Source organism: Streptomyces sp. NPDC018045 (assembly GCF_044327445.1).
Lineage (GTDB): Bacteria > Actinomycetota > Actinomycetes > Streptomycetales > Streptomycetaceae > Streptomyces.
This window is the reverse complement of the sequence record NZ_JBIRFL010000005.1, coordinates 548,182-567,304: the sequence shown is the minus strand read 5'-3', so window position 1 is coordinate 567,304 and position 19,123 is coordinate 548,182. Positions and strand designations below refer to the sequence as shown.

14 protein-coding genes are annotated in these 19,123 nt (G+C 74.0%); 5 read left to right on the top strand and 9 right to left on the bottom strand.

Features of this window, described 5'->3' with window-relative positions; all coding sequences use genetic code 11:
* Nucleotides 1–32: 32 nt before the first annotated feature.
* On the bottom strand, nt 33–431 hold the full coding sequence (locus ACH4EB_RS16200) for a DUF6479 family protein (protein WP_398348089.1): 399 nt from the start codon (nt 429–431) through the stop codon (nt 33–35).
* 289 nt (nt 432–720) lie between these two features.
* Here ACH4EB_RS16200 and ACH4EB_RS16195 point away from each other — a divergent pair, with 289 nt between their 5' ends.
* A complete protein-coding gene (locus ACH4EB_RS16195) occupies nt 721–1,986 on the top strand; it encodes an MFS transporter (RefSeq protein WP_398348087.1) in 1,266 nt (421 codons plus the stop codon).
* On the opposite strand, the gene ACH4EB_RS16190 is transcribed toward ACH4EB_RS16195, so the two are convergent.
* From ACH4EB_RS16190 to ACH4EB_RS16170, 5 genes are all read right to left on the bottom strand, one after another.
* A complete protein-coding gene (locus ACH4EB_RS16190; RefSeq protein WP_398348086.1) occupies nt 1,932–2,927 on the bottom strand; it encodes a nucleoside triphosphate pyrophosphohydrolase in 996 nt (331 codons plus the stop codon). The genes ACH4EB_RS16195 and ACH4EB_RS16190 overlap by 55 nt on opposite strands.
* 184 nt (nt 2,928–3,111) lie before the next feature.
* Nucleotides 3,112–3,750 carry a SurA N-terminal domain-containing protein gene (locus tag ACH4EB_RS16185; RefSeq protein WP_398348085.1) on the bottom strand — a complete coding sequence of 213 codons (639 nt, stop codon included), beginning with the start codon at nt 3,748–3,750 and terminating at the stop codon, nt 3,112–3,114.
* Between the two features lie 220 nt (nt 3,751–3,970).
* Complete coding sequence (locus ACH4EB_RS16180; RefSeq protein ID WP_398348084.1) at nt 3,971–5,611, bottom strand: protein kinase; 1,641 nt, start codon at nt 5,609–5,611, stop codon at nt 3,971–3,973.
* The gene (locus ACH4EB_RS16175; protein WP_398348083.1) at nt 5,608–6,363 is read right to left on the bottom strand and encodes a hypothetical protein; all 756 of its coding nucleotides are present in this window, start codon (nt 6,361–6,363) and stop codon (nt 5,608–5,610) included. The genes ACH4EB_RS16180 and ACH4EB_RS16175 overlap by 4 nt, the downstream gene beginning before the upstream one ends.
* Nucleotides 6,364–6,490: 127 nt before the next feature.
* On the bottom strand, nt 6,491–8,539 hold the full coding sequence (locus tag ACH4EB_RS16170) for an N-6 DNA methylase (RefSeq protein WP_398348139.1): 2,049 nt from the start codon (nt 8,537–8,539) through the stop codon (nt 6,491–6,493).
* Nucleotides 8,540–8,862: 323 nt separating this feature from the next.
* Between ACH4EB_RS16170 and ACH4EB_RS16165 the strand changes: the two genes are divergently transcribed.
* The gene (locus ACH4EB_RS16165; RefSeq protein WP_398348082.1) at nt 8,863–9,645 is read left to right on the top strand and encodes a DUF4190 domain-containing protein; all 783 of its coding nucleotides are present in this window, start codon (nt 8,863–8,865) and stop codon (nt 9,643–9,645) included.
* Nucleotides 9,646–9,817: 172 nt separating this feature from the next.
* Here the strand turns inward: ACH4EB_RS16165 and ACH4EB_RS16160 are convergent, their stop codons facing one another.
* On the bottom strand, nt 9,818–10,615 hold the full coding sequence (locus tag ACH4EB_RS16160; RefSeq protein WP_398348081.1) for an HNH endonuclease family protein: 798 nt from the start codon (nt 10,613–10,615) through the stop codon (nt 9,818–9,820).
* Nucleotides 10,616–10,694: 79 nt separating this feature from the next.
* On the opposite strand from ACH4EB_RS16160, the gene ACH4EB_RS16155 reads away from it, so the two are divergent.
* Both ACH4EB_RS16155 and cpt read left to right on the top strand, forming a co-directional pair.
* On the top strand, nt 10,695–12,158 hold the full coding sequence (locus ACH4EB_RS16155; RefSeq protein ID WP_398348079.1) for a DUF2079 domain-containing protein: 1,464 nt from the start codon (nt 10,695–10,697) through the stop codon (nt 12,156–12,158).
* Between the two features lie 49 nt (nt 12,159–12,207).
* On the top strand, nt 12,208–12,777 hold the full coding sequence (cpt, locus tag ACH4EB_RS16150) for a chloramphenicol phosphotransferase CPT (protein WP_398348078.1): 570 nt from the start codon (nt 12,208–12,210) through the stop codon (nt 12,775–12,777).
* Nucleotides 12,778–12,831: 54 nt separating this feature from the next.
* Here cpt and ACH4EB_RS16145 read toward each other — a convergent pair whose 3' ends face one another.
* Complete coding sequence (locus ACH4EB_RS16145) at nt 12,832–13,350, bottom strand: hypothetical protein (RefSeq protein ID WP_398348077.1); 519 nt, start codon at nt 13,348–13,350, stop codon at nt 12,832–12,834.
* 129 nt (nt 13,351–13,479) lie between these two features.
* Complete coding sequence (gene mfd / locus ACH4EB_RS16140) at nt 13,480–17,019, bottom strand: transcription-repair coupling factor (RefSeq protein ID WP_398348076.1); 3,540 nt, start codon at nt 17,017–17,019, stop codon at nt 13,480–13,482.
* A 408-nt stretch (nt 17,020–17,427) separates the two neighbouring features.
* On the opposite strand from mfd, the gene ACH4EB_RS16135 reads away from it, so the two are divergent.
* Entirely contained in the window at nt 17,428–19,077 is a 1,650-nt protein-coding gene (locus ACH4EB_RS16135; protein WP_398348075.1) for an MFS transporter, read from the top strand.
* Nucleotides 19,078–19,123: the final 46 nt, after the last annotated feature.

Here is a 19,123-nt window from a genome sequence, read left to right as displayed (position 1 = left end):
GGGGAAGGGGTCTGCGGTCGCACCCCTCGACGTTAACCCCCGCCGAAGGACCCGCTGTGCCCGTCCTGCCAGCGCTTGCGCTCCCGGTCCTGGTCGTCGCCGTGCCGGGTGGGGGCGTTGCCGTAGTCGGGCAGTTCGTGCGGCGTCAGCCGGTGGTCGCCGTCGCGCGGCACCTCGTTCGGGTCGCGCAGCTCGCTCTCGTACCCGGTCGGGTTCTTGGGCGGTGTCGGCTGGGTCTCCGGCTCGGGCGGGTCGGGCTCACGGTCCCGGCGGCGCCTGCCGTAGACCACGGCGAGGATCAGGCCCGCGACGATGACGAGCCCGGCGATCAGCGGACCGGTGCCGACGACCATGTCCCGGGTGAGGTCCACGGCCTGCTGGACGGACGTCGGGTCCGCGGCCGGTGTGGTCGAAGCGATCGTTGCTGTCATCCGACCCGGGTACCCGGGTCGGCGGGGACGATGCGCGGGCGGGCGCGGCCCCCGCCCCGGCCGCCGGTACGGGCGCGGACCCGCAGGTCAGGGGCTTGACGTGCGGGCTCATGTCCCCCGTACGGCGGGTCCCGGACCCGGCGCGCGGGCCTCGGTCGCGCCCACGGTGGCGGGGGGGGGGGCGGCGCCTACGGCGACCACTACACGGTGGACTCGGCGGCCGGGGGCGGCGGAAGCTGAGGGGCCGGGCAGCACCGACGGGGTGGCGCGTCGTACAGGGAGGGACCTGATGACTTCCGAGGACCAGGGGCGGCGCGGACTGAGGCGCGGCACGCTGCTGCTGATGTCCGTGGCCACCGGCCTGTCGGTCGCGGGCAACTACTTCGCCCAGCCGCTGCTGGACGTCATGGGCCGCGACCTCCACCTGGGTGTGGCCACCGCGGCGCTGGTGGTGACCGTCGCGCAGGTCGGCTACGGCCTCGGGCTGCTGCTGCTCGTGCCGCTCGGCGACCTGCTGGAGCGGCGGCGGCTGGCGGTGGGCCTGTGCGCGGCCACCGCGGTCTTCCTGACCGTGACGGCGAGTGCGCCCAACGGGACGCTGCTGCTGGCCGGCACCGCCCTCACCGGCCTGTCCTCCGTCGCCGCCCAGGTCGTCGTCCCGTACGCGGCCTCCCTGGCGCCGCCCGCCGAACGCGGCCGTACGGTCGGCACCGTCATGACCGGGCTGCTGCTCGGCATCCTGCTCGCCCGAACGGCGGCCGGACTGCTCGCCGGCCTCGGCGGCTGGCGCACCGTCTACTGGGTCAACGCCGGACTGATGCTGCTGATGGCCGTCCTGCTGCGGCTGCGGCTGCCCGCGCTGCACACCCGCGCCGGGCTGCGCTACCCCGCGCTCATCCGGTCCACCCTCGCGCTGTTCGCGCAGGAGCCGGTGCTGCGGTGGCGGGCCGCGCTCGGCGCGCTGTCCTTCGCCGCGTTCAGCGTGCTGTGGACGGCGACGGCCTTCCTGCTGTCCGGCCCCTCCTACGGGTGGCCGGAATCGGCGATCGGGCTGCTGGGGCTGGTGGGCGCGGCCGGTTCGCTGTCCGCCTCGGTCGCCGGACGGCTGGCCGACCGGGGGCTGGCCCACCGGGTCACCGGCGCGGGCGGGTTCCTGCTGCTCGGCTCCTGGGCGCTGCTGGCGGCCGACGGCGCGGGCGGCGCCTGGTCCCTGGCGGCCCTGCTGGCCGGGGTGATCGTGCTGGACGCGGCGGTGCAGGCGGTGCACATCAGCAACCAGAACCTAGTGTACGCGGTGCGCCCGGAGGCCCGTAACCGCCTCAATTCCGCCTATATGACCAGCTACTTCGTGGGCGGCGCGGTGGGCTCGGCGCTCACCTCGGCGGTGTGGGGCGCGGCCGGCTGGGGCGGGGTGTGCGTCGTGGGCGCGGCGCTGGGCGCGGCCGTGGCCGTCGGGTGGACGGCCGAACGGCTGCGGCACCGCGGCAAGCGGTCCGGCGCTCAGCCCCCGGAGCCGGCGGCCGCCTCCTCGGCGGAGCGGATCGCGTCCCGGTAGGTGCGGGCGGCGGCGCGCAGCGCGGTCTCCGGGTCCGTGCCGGCCGCCTCGGCCCGTACGGCGAGGCCGAGCAGCTCGTATCCGACGCCCTCACCCGCCGGAACGGCGTCGATGCCGGCCGTGCGCGCCCGGGAGGCCAGCTTGCCGGCGAGCGCCAGGGCGGGCTGGCCGAGCGGAATGCCTTCGGTGACCGAGGTGCGCCGCTTCTCGTCCGCCTTCGTCCGCAGCCAGTGGGCCTTGACGTCCTCGGGGGTGTGCGCCTCGTCCGCGCCGAAGAGGTGCGGATGGCGGTTGATCAGCTTCTCGACGATCGTGCCCGCCACGTCGTCGACGGAGAACGGCTCGTCCGGGTCGTCCTGGGCGATCCGGGCGTGGAAGACGACCTGGAGGAGCACATCGCCCAGCTCCTCGCGCAGCGTCTCCCGGTCGCCCTCCTCGATGGCCTCGACCAGCTCGTACATCTCCTCGATGCCGTACTTCGCCAGGTCCTCGTGGGTCCGCACCCCGCTCCACGGGCACTCCCGGCGGATCCGGTCCATGATCTGGACGAGGTCGAGCAGGCGGGCGCCCGGCAGGTCGTACGAGCCGGGCAGCAGTTCCAGGTCCGGCATGGTCTCCCGGCCGGAGCCCGCCATCCGGGCCAGGCCGTCGGTCAGCTCCGTGTCGCCGTCGGTCGAGGTGATCACGACCGCCGTACGGTCCCCGGCCCGGCAGAACCCGACCAGCTCACGGGCGCCGGGCACGGCCGCCTCGACGGCGATGCCCGCCTCGCGCAGATACGGGAGCTGCGGGTGGGCGTCGTCGGCGCACAGCACGCGGTCGGCGGCGCGCAGCGTCTGCCACGCGGGCCAGGACAGCAGGCCGGGCGCGACCCGGTGGCTGGTCGTGAGCAGAACCAGGCGGCCGGGGGCGGCCGGGGCGTCGGTGGCGTCAGCGTTCACCCGACGAACGTAACGCACGGCACCGACAGCGCGGCGCTCCGGCCGGTGCCGCTGCGGGAGCACCGTCCGCGACCCGGTCTCCGCGCACGCTCCCCCGACCCGACCCGGGCCCCGCGCACGCGCCCCGGCCGGCCCCCACGCACACGCTCCGTCCCGGCCCCGGTCCCCGCGCAAGCGCCCCGGCTCAGGTCTCCTGCCGCTCCGTGCCCGCCGCGTTCCTGACCCACGGCTCCTTCGTCTCGCCGAGGACGACCTGCTGGTCGTCCCACTTCCCGTAGCGCGGGTTGACGTCGATGCTCATCTTCTTGGACGTCCTGGCGAGCGACTCGGCGAGCCGCTGCTGGCCCTGCGGCTGCCCGCGGTCGGCGCCGATGCTCTTGGCGACGCCGTCCAGCAGGAGCTGGTTGCGGACCACGGCGTCGATCTCGCCGGGCGCGATGGCCTGCTGAAGCCACATCTCCTTGAGCCGGTCGGCGCCGCCCGCGCTGCGCTCGGCCGCCGCGCGCCACTGCTGCACATCGCGCCGGGAGACGGTGACCCCGGCGTCCTTCGCGCCGCGCTCCAGGACCCGGTCGAAGATCATGCCGTTGAGGGTGGCGGGGCCCAGCTTGCCGGTGTTCTCGACCAGTTGGGCGGCCTGCGGGGACTTCTCCTGGGCGGTACGCACGTCCCGTACCCGCGACTGGAGCTGGGCGACGGTGATCCGCTGCCCGTCCACGACGGCCGCGGCGCCCGGGTGCGCGTCCGTGCCGCAGGCCGTGAGCAGGGGGGCGGCCAGCAGAGCGGCGGCGGAAACGGGAAGCGCGGTCCTACGGCGGAACATCAAGCCTCCAGGCGGGTTGCGACAACGGTGCGGCGACGTGCGGCTCTGCCAACTGGCGGTGATCGATGCCGATGCTAAAGAGTCCGCGGGGTCCGGGCCACTGATTCGACCAACGAGTTGCCCGGAAGGCGGTTTCTCTCCCCCGTCGTCTTCCCCGGGGCCCGTCCGGTCACCGGTCCTCGGGCCCCGCCTCCCCGCTCCCCGGCCCCGCCCCTCCGCGTCAGCCGCGTACCTGGCCCAGCCAGTGCAGGGTGCGGCGGACCTCCGCCGGGAAGGCGCCGTGCGGTCCGTGCAGCCGCTCCGCGTCGTGCAGGAGGCGGGACAGCGCCTCCTGGGCGGCGCCGCGCTCCCCGAGGGCGAGCAGCAGGTGGCCGATGGACCGCCGGATCTCCAGGGGCCTCACCGGGTCGTCCGGGTAGCGCTCGAAGTGCGGCAGCAGCGCCCGGTACTCGTCCAGCGCCTGCGTCACCTCGCCCAGTTGCTCCAGGCACTGCGCGGCCTCGTAGTGGAACTGGAGCGCCTGCCGCGCCGAACCCGGCCCGGTGTCCCGCGCGAAATCCTCGGCGAGGGCGCGCAGCTCCGGCAGGGCGCGGCGGTACTGGCCGTCGTCCATGAGCGTCGCCGCGTACTGCTTGCGCAGGGTCCGTACGACCGGTGAGTGCGCGCCGTGGCGGGCGGCGGCGGCCGGCAGGATGCCGCCGAGGATGTCCACGGCATGGGTGATGCGGCCCTGGTCCAGGAGGCGTTTGACCTCGTCGACGGCGGCGGCGACATCGGGGCCGGCGGCGCCCGGCGCCCGGGGGTCGGGCGCTCCCGCGGACATCCGCGGGTCGGCGCCCGCCGGCGGGAACGCGGGCGGCGGGACGGTGGCGGCCGCGGACGCGGCGACCGGCCGCGGCACGGCAGGCGCCGGCACGGGCTGCGGGGCCGCGGGCGCCGCCGCGCGCGCGGGCCACGGCGCGTGCGGATGCAGGAACGGCCGCGTCGGATCCATCGGCGCGCCCGTCCCCACCCACCCCTGGGACGCGGTGGGCAGCAGCGGAACCAGCGCCCGGTAGACCTCCTGGGCGTCGGCGGGCCGCTCCTGCGGGTCCTTGCCGAGCAGCCGCAGCACGAGGGCCTCCAGTTCTCCGGGCACGTCCGCCCGGAGGCGGCGCACCGGGACGGGCGGCTCGTACAGGTGGCGGTGCAGCACCCCCAGGGCGGTGGAGCCGGCGAACGGCACCTCGCCGCTGAGCAGCTCGTGCAGCAGCACCCCGAGCGCGTACAGGTCCGTGTACGGGCCGACCGCGCCGCCCATCGCCTGCTCGGGCGCCATGTAGGCGGGGCTGCCGATGGGTGAGCCGGTGTGGGTCAGGCGGGTGGTGTCGGTGTCCAGGGCGGCGGCGATGCCGAGGTCGAGGACGGTGAGGGTGCCGTCCGGCTTGACCATCACGTTCCGCGGCTTCAGGTCGCGGTGGATGATCGGCACGGCGTGCACGGACGCCAGGACGGCGCAGAGCTGGGCCGCGACGCTGACCGCCCACGGCCAGGGGTACGGGTCGTGCTCGGCCAGGTGGTCGGCGAGGTCGGCGCCCTCGACGTACTGCATGACCAGGTAGAGGTCGTCGCCGTCGCTGCCCGCGTCGTGGACGGTGACCAGGCCGGGGTGATCGACCTGGGCGGTGACGCGGCACTCGCGGACGAAGCGGCGGCGCATCTCCTCCGCGTCGGGCGTGCCGGACACCCGGTCGGGGCGCAGCAGTTTGACGCCGACGCGGCGGTCGAGGCGGCGGTCGTAGGCGATCCAGACCTGACCCATGCCGCCCTGGCCGAGCAGCGCGGAGAGTTCGTAGCGCTCGGCGACGACGCGTCCGTTCAACGCCCCTCCTCCTTGCGGAGGAAGTCGCTCAGCTCGTCCAACTCCGCGCGCACCCGGTCGATGCGCTGCGGCTGGGCCGGGTAGGGCGGCTGCGGCTGGTCGTAGGGGTGGTCGGGGAACGGTTCGTGGGCGGCCGGGTGCTGGGAACGGTGCGGCTGCGGTGCGGGCTGGGCCGGGGGCCGGTGCGGGAAGGCGCCCTGGGTGTGGGTCCGGGCGTAGGGCCAGTCCTGGGGCAGCGGCTCCGGGGCCCGCCCGGGCGGCGGGGACGGGACCGGCGCTCCGGTGTACGGGTGCGGGGCGGGCGCCACGGCGGCCGGTCCGGGATAGCCGTACCCCGTGCCCACGGCGGGAGTCCCGTATCCCGCGCCCACGGCAGGCGTCCCGTACCCCGCGCCCGCGCCGTACGCCGGCCAGTCGGGCGCGACGCGCTGCGCGCGCCCGTCGACGATGAGGAAGTACACCACGGCGCCGACCATCTGAAGGAGGATCAGGGCCACGCAGACGTTCGACTGCCAGGAGTTCTCGTCGTGGCCGCCGCCGATGACGATCGCGGTGAGGACGAGCGCCAGGTCGGCGCCGAGCAGCCACCAGCCCAGCGGCCGGCGCTGCACGAGGGCGGCGCGCAGCACCGTCACCCAGGCCAGGAAGCCGAGACTGAGCACGGCCAGCGCCACGAAGGCCACCCGCAGCAGGACAGCCGTCCTGTGCGGCGCGGAACGGTGCGGCGGCGGGGCCGGGACGGGGCCGTGCATTGCTGCTCCTGACGGATCGAGGCCCCGCGTGGTGCGGTGGGGTGCGGTGCCGGGACATGCTCGGATGTATTGACCGAGCGTATAAGCGTATATACGACACCGCTGGGGCCGTCGGGGTTGTAGGAAATCAGCCGGGCGTCACCGAACCGTCCGTCAGGCCGTCGTGGAGCCCCTGGACGAGCTGCTCGCCCAGGCGGGCGGCGCGGCGCAGGGTCTCCTCGAACGCGGCCAGTTCGCGAAACCGCCGTCCGTAGCGGAGCTGGTCGGCCAGCGGCAGTCGCGGGAGCTGGAGGCGGCGGACGTCCAGGCGGGTGGCGGTGGACGCGTAACTGCTGGCCTGCCGGGTGTTGGCGGTGCCGCGCAGGAACCCGGCGAGGAACCACGGGTCGAGGGCGGCCGGGTCGGGCCGCAGGAGGAAGAGGTTGCGGCCGAGCGCGGCGCCCGCGGTGGCTTCGTCGACGACGCGGGCGACGGCACCGCCGCCCAGGACGGGCACCACGACGTCCCCGGCCGCCACCAGGACGGGCTCCTCGGCCGGCGCGCCGACGGCGCCTTCGGGCAGTGCGCCACCGGGTGCCGTACCGCCGATGACGTCGTGCTCGGTGAGGACGGCGGGCGCGGCGTCCGCCGACGCGGTGCCCGGGCCGCCGGCGCGCAGCACGAGGGCCCCGGCGCGGGCGAGTTCCCCGACGGTGGTCAGCGGCCAGCGGACGGGCGCGGCCGCGGTGCCGGCCGCCGCCTGCGGGGTCAGTTCGGCCGTACGGGAGAGGGTGGCGGCCAGCCGCTCGCGCACGTCGGCCAGTTCCGCGAGGCCCCCGGCGGCCGACGGGGGCGGCAGGTGCCGGGCCGGGGCAAGGTCCACGTCGTCGTCGAGCAGGTCGATGGCGGCCAGCGAACGCCGTACGCCGGGCTCTTCCTCGATCCCGCCGTCCCGGTCGAACGCTTGCCACGCCTCCAGCGCGGTGGTCCGTACGGCCTGCCAGTCCGGCTTGTCCCGGCCGGGCGCGCCGCCCGTGCCGAGGGCCGCGGTGTCGACGACGAGGAGGTGCGGGGAGGGCGGCGCGGCGGCGCCCGGCCGGCGCAGGACCCACAGGTGCAGCGGGATGCCGTACGGCGGTGCCGCCCCGGCGGGCAGGGCGATGACGGCGCGCAGGGCGCCGCGGCGCAGCAGGTCGGCGCGGATACGCCGGCCCGAGCGGCGGGAGGCGGCGGCGGGCGGCATCAGCAGGACGGCGGTGCCGCCCTCGCGCAGCCGGGCCAGCGCGTGCTGCACCCAGGCCAGTTCGGACTCCGTACGGGCCGGGAAGCCGTACTCCCAGCGCGGGTCGTAGGCCAGTTCGTCGTGGCCCCAGTTGCGTTCGTTGAACGGCGGGTGGGTGAGGACGGCGTCGGCGGCGAGCTGCGGGAAGGCGTCGGCGCGCAGGGTGTCGGCGGCGTGTACGCGCACCTGCGCGCCGGGGGCGTGCAGCGCCAGGCGGAGCGCGGTGAGCGCGGCCAGGTCCGGGTCGGCCTCCTGCCCGCACAGCTCCTCGGCGCCCTCGGCGGCGTCGAGCAGGCTGCCGGTGCCGCTCGCCGGGTCCAGGACGGTACGGGCCGGGCCGGCCAGCGCGGCCATCAGGCCGGCCGGGCCGGGCGGGGTGAGGGTGTACTGCCGGGGGTTGGCGTCCAGGTGGCGGCCGAGCAGGAACTCGAACGCCGGGACGGCGCCGTCCTCTTCGGCGGCGAGTTCGGCGGTGGCCCGCACCAGGGCGGCGGACGGCAGGAGGGCGTCGCGGGTCAGGCCGTGTACGGGGTGGTGGCGGCCCAGGTGCGCGGCGAGGACCGATTCGAGGATGGCGGGCAGCATGCCGGCCAGCTCGGTGTCGTCGGCGGCCGCGTTCAGCCGGCGCCAGGCGGAGGGCCGGTCGCGGACGAACAGCAGGACCGCGCCGGCGTGCCGCAGGGCGGTGGCGGCGCCGCCCGGGTGGGAGACGAGCTGCTGCCAGACCCGCTCGCGCAGCGGCACCTCGGCGAGTTTGCCCTGGGCGCGCAGCCAGTGCTCGACGTCGGCGAGGGCGAAGGTGGGGCTGGTCTCCGTACCGCCGACGGGCCGGGGGAAGCCGGCGTGCCGGCGGCGCCAGTTGCTGACCGCGGCGCGGCCCACCCCGGCCAGCCGGGCGATGCCGGCGGCGGTCACCTCGGTCGCGTGCCCCGGGGCCGTACTGTCGGCCGGCCCGTTCTCCGTCGTCGCTGCTCTCTCCGCCACGTGGCCGGCTCCCGTCCGCTCGCCCTGACCTGCCTGTGACGCCGAGCATACCCACGAACGCGCTAGCACCCCCTTCACGACGTGAATCACCTTGAGCCTGTGAATCGTGTTGACTCGGTTCACAACTGGTGCTGTTATTGATCCACCGCACCACCGGTTCACACGGCGGAGCCGGTTCAGCCCGGTTTGCGGCGCGACCCTGCGCCCGGAACCGCCGATTTCCCGATCAAGCGCCCGGAAGGGGCCGTATCTCCATGTCGCACCAGATGCACCACCCGCACGCGCCGCAGCCCCCGATGGGCATGCCGCCGCAGCAGGCCGCCCGCAACGGGCTGGGGATCGCCGCGCTCACCCTCGGCATCATCGGCACCGTCAGCGGCCTGATCCCGCTGCTCTTCTGGCTGGCCGGCACCCTCGGCCTGCTGGCCCTGATCTTCGGCCTGGTGGGACTCGGCAGGGCCAAGCGCGGCCAGGCCACCAACAAGGGCGTGGCCGTCACCGGCACGATCTTCGGCGTCCTCGCGCTGATCGCCTCGGTGGCCGGCCTGGTGATCACCGTGTCCGCGGTCGACACCGCGGTGAAGGAGGTCAACAAGGCCCTCGACGGCGCGGAGGCCAAGCCGAAGGACGGCGGCAGCGCGCCCGCGAAGGGCTACCGGGGCGGCGCCACCGCCGTCTACGGCACCGGCCTGAACGTGACCGTCTCCAAGCCGGGCCACTACACCGCCGAAGAAGCCTCCGCCGGCCACGAGCAGGGCAACAAGTCGTACAAGGTCACCGTGCGCCTGGAGAACAAGGGCAGCAAGGACGTGACCGGGGACCTGGTGAGCGTCGAGGCGCGGACCGGCAAGGACGGCAGGACCGCCGAGCGGATCTTCGACAGCAAGGTCGGCACCGGCTTCAGCGGTACCTTGACGGCCGGCCAGACCGCCACCGCCGACTTCGCCTTCGACGTGCCGCCCGGCGCGAAGACCCTGGACGTGGAGGTCCGGCCGGGCTTCGACCACAAGGGCACCCACTGGCAGCTCACCCTCTGACCGCCCGGCGCCCCCGGTACGGGCCCCACCCGCACACCGACAGGCCGCCGGCCCGGAACCGCAGCACGCGGAACCGGGCCGGCGGCCTGTCGCACGCCGTCTCCGCCTTCTTCGCCCGCACCCCGCCCCTTTACCCCCTTACCCCACTTACCCCCCTTATTACCGTTCTGCCCTACTTCGCCGAGAACCGCTCCGGCGCCTCCGTCGGGCCGCCGCCCGACGGCAGCCTCAGCTTCGGGCACCCGTTCAGCACCCGGGTCATCGCGTCCTTCTCCCCCTGCGTCACCCACAGCCCGTACTTCTTCTTCACGGCCACCTGGTGCGCGACGTAGTCACAGCGGTACGCCTTGTTGGCCGGCAGCCACGTCGCCGCGTCCCCGTCCCCCTTCTGCCGGTTGGCGGAGGAGTCGGCGGCAATCAGGTTCAGCGGATCGTTGGCGAGCGCCACCCGCTTGCGCCCCGACCACTGCTGCGCGCCCTTCTGCCAGGCGTCCGACAGCGCCACGAGGTGGTCGATGTCCACCGTGCTGCGGCCGCGCTCGTACCGCACCGCCTTGCCGGTGTACGGGTCCTCCGGCAGCGTCCCGGAGGCGACCTTGCAGCGCCCGTCGGCGAACCGCACCGCCGTCAGGTCCCGCTTGAGGATGTCGTCGCGCGTCCCGCAGTGGTTGCCGTCCGTGTCGGCCCAGGCGGTGCCGAAGCGGTTGCGGGCGTAACCCGTCTTGGGGGCGCGGCCCTTGACGGTGAGCGTCCCGACGGCGTGCAGCGCGGTGCCGCCCGCGGCGGGAACGGAGGACGCCGCGCCGCCGTCTTCTCCCGTACCGCCCCCTTTGCCGCCGTCGGGCGAGCAGCCGGTGAGGGCGAGCAGCACGGCCAGTCCGGCCGCGGCGACGGCACCGCCGCGGCGGGTGCTGGGCAGGATCCTGACGCGGGGCGACGACGCGGTCCGTATCCGGAGCAAGAGGGACATCCCATCTCAAAACAGGCGACAATACCGGCCGATTGAACGGCCTCGGATATCTTTTCGGAAGTTGAGAGTAAGGACGCCCATGGACACGGCCGCAGCAACCGCGACCAGCGGCAGGACGACGCCCGTGCCCGTCACCGGGACCGGGTACGTCCCCACCTCCGGCCGGTTCCGCACCCGCACCGCCGCCCTGTTCGGCCCGCGCCAACTCCCGTACTGGACCGCCGCGGCCTGCTTCGTCCTCTTCGCCACGGTCTCCGTGCTGCGCTTCCGTTCGATGGCGACCTCCTCCTGGGACCTCGGGATATTCGAGCAGGCCGTACGGGCCTACGCCCACCTGCGGGCACCCGTCGCCGACCTCAAGGGCCCGGGCACCAACATCCTCGGCGACCACTTCAGCCCCGTACTGGCCCTGCTCGCCCCGCTCTACCGGATCTTCCCCACCGCCCTGACGCTCCTGTTCGCGCAGGCCTTCCTCTTCGCGCTCTCCGCCGTGCCGGTGACCCGCACCGCCGTCCGCCTCCTCGGGCAGGGCCGCGGCCTGGCCGTCGGCGTCGCGTACGGACTGTCCTGGGGCCTCCAGAAGGCCGTCGACTTCGACTTCCACGAGATCGCGTTCGCCGTACCGCCGCTCGCCTTCGCGCTGGAAGCGGTGCTGCGCGGGCGCTGGACCGCGGCGGTGTGCTGGGCGGCGCCGCTCGTCCTGGTCAAGGAGGACCTGGGGGTGACCGCCGCCACCGTCGGCGCGCTGGTCCTCATCCGCGCGCGGCGCGCCGTGCCGCTCGCCGTCGGGCTGGTCGTCTTCGGCCTCGCCGCCACCGCCGTCACCCTCGGCGTGATCATCCCCGGCTTCAACGGGACCGGCTCGTACGACTACTGGAACAAGCTCAGCGGCACCGGCGGTCCGGCCCCCCGCATCCCGCTCGACACCGCCGTCCGCACCCTGCTGTGGCTCCTGCTGCCCACCACCGGTCTGTTCGCGCTCCGTTCGCCTCTGCTCCTGGCCGCGCTGCCCACCCTCGGCTGGCGGTTCATCTCCCACGAGCCGCACTACTGGGGCACCGACTGGCACTACAACGCCGTCCTGATGCCGGTGGTCTTCCTGGCCCTGGTTGACGCGCTGCCGCGGGCGCTGGTCTCCGCGCGCCCCTGGGTCCGTTCCTGCGCCCACCACCTGCCCGCCGCCGTACTGGCCGCCGCGCTGGCGCTGACCACCACGCTCCCGCTCGCCCGGCTCACCGAGGCCGGCACCTACCGCAAACCGCCGTCCGCGACGGCCGCCGAACGCCTGCTGAAACGTATCCCCGACGGGGCCACGGTCGAGGCCGACATACGGCCCATCTCCCGGCTGACCGACCGCACCCGGGTCTTCTGGATAGGGGACACCCAGGGCATCGCCCCCGACTACGTCGCCGTGGAACTGCACGACGGCCGCAAGCCCGAACAGGCCCTGGAGGATGCCCGCAAGCGCCACCCCGAAGCCGTGTACGGCATCGTCGGCGCCGCCGGTGACATAGCGGTGTTCCAGCGCACCGGGCACCTCTGACCACGTAATCGCGGAGCACAGGCCGCCCACCGCCGCATACGGTGTCCCGATGACCACCGCCCACGCGCGCACCCGCACCGACGTCGTCATCCTCAACGGCGGTTCCAGCAGCGGCACTTCGACGCTCATCCGGCAGCTCCAGGAGATACTGCCCCGCCCCTGGCTGACGTTCGGCGTCGACTCCTTCATCGAAGCCCTGCCGCCGTCTCTCGTCACCCCGGAGGCGTCCGAGACCGCACCGGGCCTCGGCCTCGCCCCCGACGGCAGCATCACCGTCGGCCCGGTCTTCCGCTCCCTCCAGGCCGACTGGCAGGAAGGCGTCGCGGCCGTCGCCCGCACGGGCACCGGCGTCCTCCTGGACGAGGTCTTCCTGGGCGGCGCCGAAGGCCAGGAACGCTGGCGCCGCACGCTGAAGGGCCTGTCGGTGCTGTGGGTCGGCGTCCACTGCACCCCGGAAACGGCCGCCGCCCGCGAGGCCGCACGCGGCGACCGGATCACCGGCATGGCAGCGTCCCAGGCCGAACTGGTCCACCGGGGCGTCACCTACGACATCGAGGTCGACACCACCGACACCGACCCCCTCACCTGCGCTCGGCGGATCGCCGCGTACGTGGTGTGAGGACGGGCCGGGCCGCGCGGCTCGCCGCCGGTGCGGGCGCCCGGCCGGCACGGCTCACTGCCAGTGCGGACGCCCGCTCTGCATCGCGCAGGTCAGCGTCGCGCCGTGGGCGTCCTGCGTGGTCAGCCCGAGGTGGGCCTTCTTGCAGAACTGGCCACGGCGGTAGTGGTTGCCGGACGGCGCGAGGATCACACTGCCGCCCGCGTCACTGCCGGAGCCGCCGGAGCCGGAACCCGACCCCCCGGACGTACCACCGGAATCCGACCCCCCGGAGGTCCCGCCCGACCCGCTCCCGTACGCCTTGCGCGTCGGCACCGGAGCCGCGGCCCGCGTCGGCACGGGCGGCGGCTCGGCGGCCTCCGGCGTGGCCGACGGCGTGGCGCTGGGACTCGGGCTGCCGGCCGGCGACTCGGACGGCGAGGCCGACGCGGACGCCGACGCGGAGATCTTCGCGGCCGGGCTCGCCGCACCGTCCTTGTCCGCACCGCCGTCCGGTGTGCATCCGGAGAGGGCAACCAGGGCCGCAGTGATCAAAGAGGCGGCGGACAGGGCGGCGCGGCGGGGTCTTGTCACGGTCAGGAAATCCAGTTCTCGATGGTCGGACGCCCCGCGAGACCCACGAGGCAGCCCGACCATAGAGCGATATCTCCCACCGGTCACCAGCAAGTTGCCTGAATCGGGCAGAAGACGCCACAAACGCCGTTAGGACCCCAGAATCGACGTCAGGAACTCTCCCACCCACGCCAGCAGGTCCCGGCCGACCAGGGGCTTGCCGCCGATCGTGCCCGTCGACGGCCGCGGCACCAGCGCCTGGCGGGTGGCGGGCTTGAGGACCGTACGCGGATACAGGCGCTTGAGGCGCAGTTCCTGGGATTCGCGGAGTTCGACCGGGCCGAAGCGGACGTTGGTGCCCTGGAGGGTGATGTCCGTGACGCCGCAGGAGCGGGCGAGCATGCGCAGGCCGGCGACCAGGAGGAGGTTCTCGACCGGCTCGGGGAGCTTGCCGTAGCGGTCGGTCAGTTCCTCGCGGACCGCCGCGATGTCCTCCTCCGAGGTCGCCGCGGCGATCGCCCGGTACGCCTGGAGGCGCAGCCGCTCGCCCGGCGCGTAGTCGTGGGGGACATGCGCGTCCACCGGCAGTTCGATCTTCACCTCCAGCGGCGGCTCCTCCTCCACGCCGCCTTCCAGGGACGCCCGGTAGTCGGCGACCGCCTCGCCCACCATCCGTACGTACAGGTCGAAGCCGACGCCCGCGATGTGCCCGGACTGCTCGCCGCCGAGGAGGTTGCCCGCGCCGCGGATCTCCAGGTCCTTCATGGCGACGTACATGCCCGCGCCCATCTCCGTGTGCTGCGCGATGGTCGCCAGCCGCTCGTGGGCGGTCTCCGTGAGCGGCTTCTCCGGCGGGTAGAGGAAGTAGGCGTAACCGCGCTCCCGGCCACGGCCGACGCGGCCGCGGAGCTGGTGGAGCTGGGACAGGCCGAAGTTGTCGCCGCGCTCGACGATGAGGGTGTTGGCGTTGGAGATGTCGATGCCCGACTCGACGATCGTCGTGGACACCAGCACGTCGAACTTCTTCTCCCAGAAGTCGACGACGACCTGCTCCAGCTCCGCCTCGCCCAGTTGCCCGTGCGCGGTGCGGATCCGGGCCTCCGGGACGATCTCGCGCAGCCGGGCCGCGGCCCGGTCGATGGACTCGACCCGGTTGTGGATGTAGAAGACCTGGCCCTCGCGCAGCAGCTCACGCCGGATGGCGGCGCCGATCTGCTTGTCCTCGTACGGCCCGACGAACGTCAGGACCGGGTGCCGCTCCTCCGGCGGAGTGGTGATCGTCGACATCTCGCGGATGCCCGTCACCGCCATTTCGAGCGTACGGGGAATGGGCGTGGCGGACATCGTCAGGACGTCCACGTTGGCGCGCAGCTTCTTGAGCTGCTCCTTGTGCTCGACGCCGAAGCGCTGCTCCTCGTCCACGATGACCAGGCCCAGGTCCTTGAACCGGGTCTCGGAGGAGAACAGGCGGTGGGTGCCGATGACCAGGTCGACCGAACCGTCCTTGAGCCCTTCGAGGGTGGCCTTGGCCTCGGTGTCCGTCTGGAAGCGGCTCAGCGCCCTGACGACGACCGGGAACTGGCCGTACCGCTCGGTGAACGTACCGAAGTGCTGCTGCACCAGCAGCGTCGTCGGCACCAGCACCGCGACCTGCTTGCCGTCCTGGATGGCCTTGAACGCCGCCCGCACCGCGATCTCGGTCTTGCCGTAGCCGACGTCGCCGCAGATCAGCCGGTCCATCGGGACGGACTTCTGCATGTCCTCCTTGACCTCGGCGATCGTCGTGAGCTGGTCGGGGGTCTCCGCGTACGGGAACGCGTCCTCCAGCTCACGCTGCCAGGGCGTGTCCGGGCCGAAGGTGTGGCCGGGCGCCGCCATCCGCGCCGAGTACAGCTTGATCAGGTCGGCGGCGATCTCCTTGACGGCCTTCTTGGCGCGCGCCTTGGTCTTCGTCCAGTCCGCGCCGCCGAGGCGGTGCAGCGTCGGCGCCTCGCCACCCACGTACTTGGTGACCTGCTCCAACTGGTCGGTGGGGATGTACAGCCGGTCGCCGGGCTGGCCGCGCTTGGCGGGCGCGTACTCCACCAGCAGGTACTCGCGGGTCGCGCCCTGGACCGTACGCTGCACCATCTCGATGTACCGGCCGACGCCGTGCTGCTCGTGGACGATGAAGTCGCCCGCCTGGAGGGTGAGCGGGTCGATGGTCTTGCGGCGGCGGGCCGGCATCCGGCCCAGTTCCTTGCTGGCCGACTTCTGGCCCGTCAGGTCCGTCTCGGTCAGCACCGCCAGCTTCAGGCCCGCGTCGATGAAACCGTTGTCGAGGCACCCGCACGAGACGTGCACGACCGACGGCGACAGCTCGCCCAGCTCCGGGTCCAGGCGCGCCGCGATGCCCTCGTCGCCCAGCACCTCGACCGTACGGGCCGCCGGGCCGTGCCCCTCGGTGATGTACACCGACCGCCAGCCGTCCGCGATCCAGCGCTTGGTGTCGGACAGCGCCCGCTGGGTGTCGCCGCGGTACGTCTCCGGGGCGTGCATCCCCAGCTTGAGGGTGTCCTCGTCCAGCTCCTCGTCGGCGGCGAACGGGCTGACCGTCCACCACATCATGCCCAGCTCACGCGCCCGGTCCCGGACGTCCGCGATGCCCCAGAGGGAGGCGGCACCGACATCGATGGGGGCCTCCCCTCCTCCCGCGCTCGCCGCCCACGACGCCTGGAGGAACTCCTGCGAGGTGGCCACCAGGTCGGCGGCGCGCGTGCGCACCCGCTCCGGGTCGCACACCACCGTCATGCTGCCCGCCGGCAGCACGTCCAGCAGCAGCTCCATGTCGTCGACCAGCACCGGGGCCAGCGACTCCATGCCCTCGACGGCGATCCCCTCGGAGATCTTGCCCAGCAGCTCGCCCAGCTCCGGGTGCCGCTCCGCGAGGTCCGCGGCGCGCGCCCGCACCTGGGCGGTCAGCAGCAGCTCACGGCACGGCGGCGCCCACAGGCCGTGCTCCGCGACCTCCAGGGACCGCTGGTCGGCGACCTTGAAGTAACGGATCTCCTCGACGTCGTCGCCCCAGAACTCGATCCGCAGCGGGTGTTCCTCGGTCGGCGGGAAGACGTCCAGGATGCCGCCGCGCACCGCGAACTCGCCGCGCTTCTCGACCAGTTCGACCCGCGCGTACGCGGCCGCCGCCAGCCCGTCCACGATCGCTTCCAGATCCGCCGTCTGCCCGGTCCGCAGGCTCACCGGCTCCAGGTCGCCCAGGCCCTTGACCTGCGGCTGGAGCACGGACCGTACGGGCGCGACGACCACCGAGACCGGGCCGGCCGCCGGGTCGTCCGGGCTGGGGTGGGCCAGGCGGCGCAGCACCGCCAGCCGCCGGCCGACCGTGTCCGAGCGCGGCGAGAGCCGTTCGTGCGGCAGCGTCTCCCAGGACGGGTACTCCACCACCGCGTTCTCCTCGCCGGCCGGCATCAGCGAGCGCAGCGCGGCGGCCAGGTCCTCGGCCTCCCGGCCGGTGGCGGTCACCGCCAGGACCGTACGGCCGCTGCGGCGGGCGAGGGCGGCCACGGAGAACGGCCGGGCGGCCGGCGGGCCCACCAGGTCCACGTGGGGACGGTTGCCGTCGCCCGCGGCCCGCACGGCTTCGGCGAGCGCCGGGTCCTGGACTACGGCGTCGAGCAGACCAGTCAGGCTCATGAGTATGGCTTTTCCGTCCCGGTGAGGCGAACAACGCGAGCAGCCCGGCACGTGCGACGGGCCGGGTTCCACCAAGAGTACGACTCCCTGCTGACACCCGCGTTCCACTCGCCTCACCGCCTGGCCCGCAGCATCGTTCGGGCGCCGAAATCACCGTTCCGGTCACGGCGCCCGCGTGGAAGGGTGTTGCGTACACGCAGTAGCCGAGGGGGGCATGTGAGCCACGACAGCAGCGGCCGGGGCGCGGGGGCGGGGACGGGGACGGGGATGGGGACGGAAGCAACTACGGGGACGGGTGCGGGTGCGGGTGCGGGTGAGCGAATAACCTCCGCGTCATCGGAACCGCGCGCCCCCGCCCCTCCGGCGTCCCGCGCCCCCGCCCGGCGCGGCCGTGTCGTAGCCGCCCTGATGCTCTGTATGGCGCTCGCCGCACTCGATTCGACGATCATCGCGACCGCCGTCCCGCAGATCGTCGGCGACCTCGGCGGTTTCGCCGTCTTCTCCTGGCTGTTCTCGGGCTATCTGCTCGCCGTCACCGTCACCCTGCCCGTCTACGGCAAGCTCTCCGACACCTTCGGCCGCAAACCCGTCCTGATCGCGGGCGTGATCATCTTCCTCGTCGGGTCACTGCTGTGTGCGGCCGCCTGGAACATGGCCTCCCTCATCGCCTTCCGCGTCCTTCAGGGGCTCGGCGGCGGCGCCCTGCAGGGCACCATCCACACCATCGCCGCCGACCTCTACCCGATGAAGGAACGCCCCAGGATCCAGGCCAAGCTGTCCACCGTCTGGGCGACCTCCGCCGTCGCCGGGCCCGCCCTCGGCGGCCTGCTCGCCGCGTACACCGACTGGCGCTGGATCTTCCTGGTCAACCTGCCGGTCGGCGCCCTCGCCCTCTGGCTCGTCGTACGGCACTTCCGCGAATCGCTGCCGCCGCGGGAGCGCACCCGGCGCCCCCGCATCGACTGGCCCGGCGCACTCGCGATCTTCGCCTGCGGCGGCCTGCTGCTGACCGCCCTCGTCCAGGGCGGCGTCGCCTGGCCCTGGCTCTCCGCGCCGTCGCTGCTGCTCTTCGCGGGCAGCGCCCTGTGCGGCGCCGCCACCGTCGCCATCGAACGCCGCGCCGCCGAACCGATCATTCCGGGCTGGGTCTGGCGCCGCCGGACGATCTCCGCCGTCAACCTGGCGCTCGGGGCCGTCGGCCTGCTCATGGTCGCGCCGACCGTCTTCCTGCCCACCTACGCCCAGGCCGTGCTGGGCCTGGGCCCGATCGCGGCCGGGTTCGTCCTGTCCGCGATGACGCTGAGCTGGCCGGTGTCCTCCGCCCTGAGCAGTCACGTCTACAACCGCATCGGCATCCGCGCCTGCGCCATGACCGGCATCGGCGCCGCCACGCTGGTGCTGCTCGCCTTCCCGCTGCTCCCCTACCCCGGCGCCGCCTGGCAGCCCGCGCTGATCATGCTGGCGCTCGGCGCCGCCCTCGGGATCTTCCAGTTGCCGCTGATCATCGGGGTGCAGTCCTCGGTCGGCTTCGCGGAGCGCGGCACCGCGACCGCCTCGATCCTCTTCTGCCGCCAGGTCGGCCAGTGCGTCGGCGCCGCCCTCTTCGGCGCCGTCGCCAACGCCACCCTCAACGGCCGGCTGGCCACCGCCCCCGCGGACATCCGGCCGGGCCTGCCCGGCGACCTGGACTCCGTCTCGCACGCACTGGCCCGCGCCGGCGCCCTCACCGACCGCGCCGCCGACTACCTGCGGCGCGCCGTGGACGCCACCGTCGAGCACGTCTACATCGGTGCCGCGGCCGCCGCCGGACTGGCCTTCCTGATCCTGCTGCTGCTCGCACCCCGCCGCTTCCCGGTCCACGGCGAACCGGGCGGCGAACCGGGCGAGGCGGACGGGGGCGAGTCCGCTGCCGGGCCCGGTACGGCCGCCCAGGGAGCGGGGAGCGGGTCCGGCGCCGACAGCGGTACGGCCGGCAAGGACTCCGGGAGCGAGTCCGGGGCCGACATCGGTACGGCCGTCAAAAAGCCCGCCGGCGAATCCGCCCGCGGGCACGGCTGACGGCAGCATGACCGACAACCGCATGACCGACGACAGCACGGCAGCA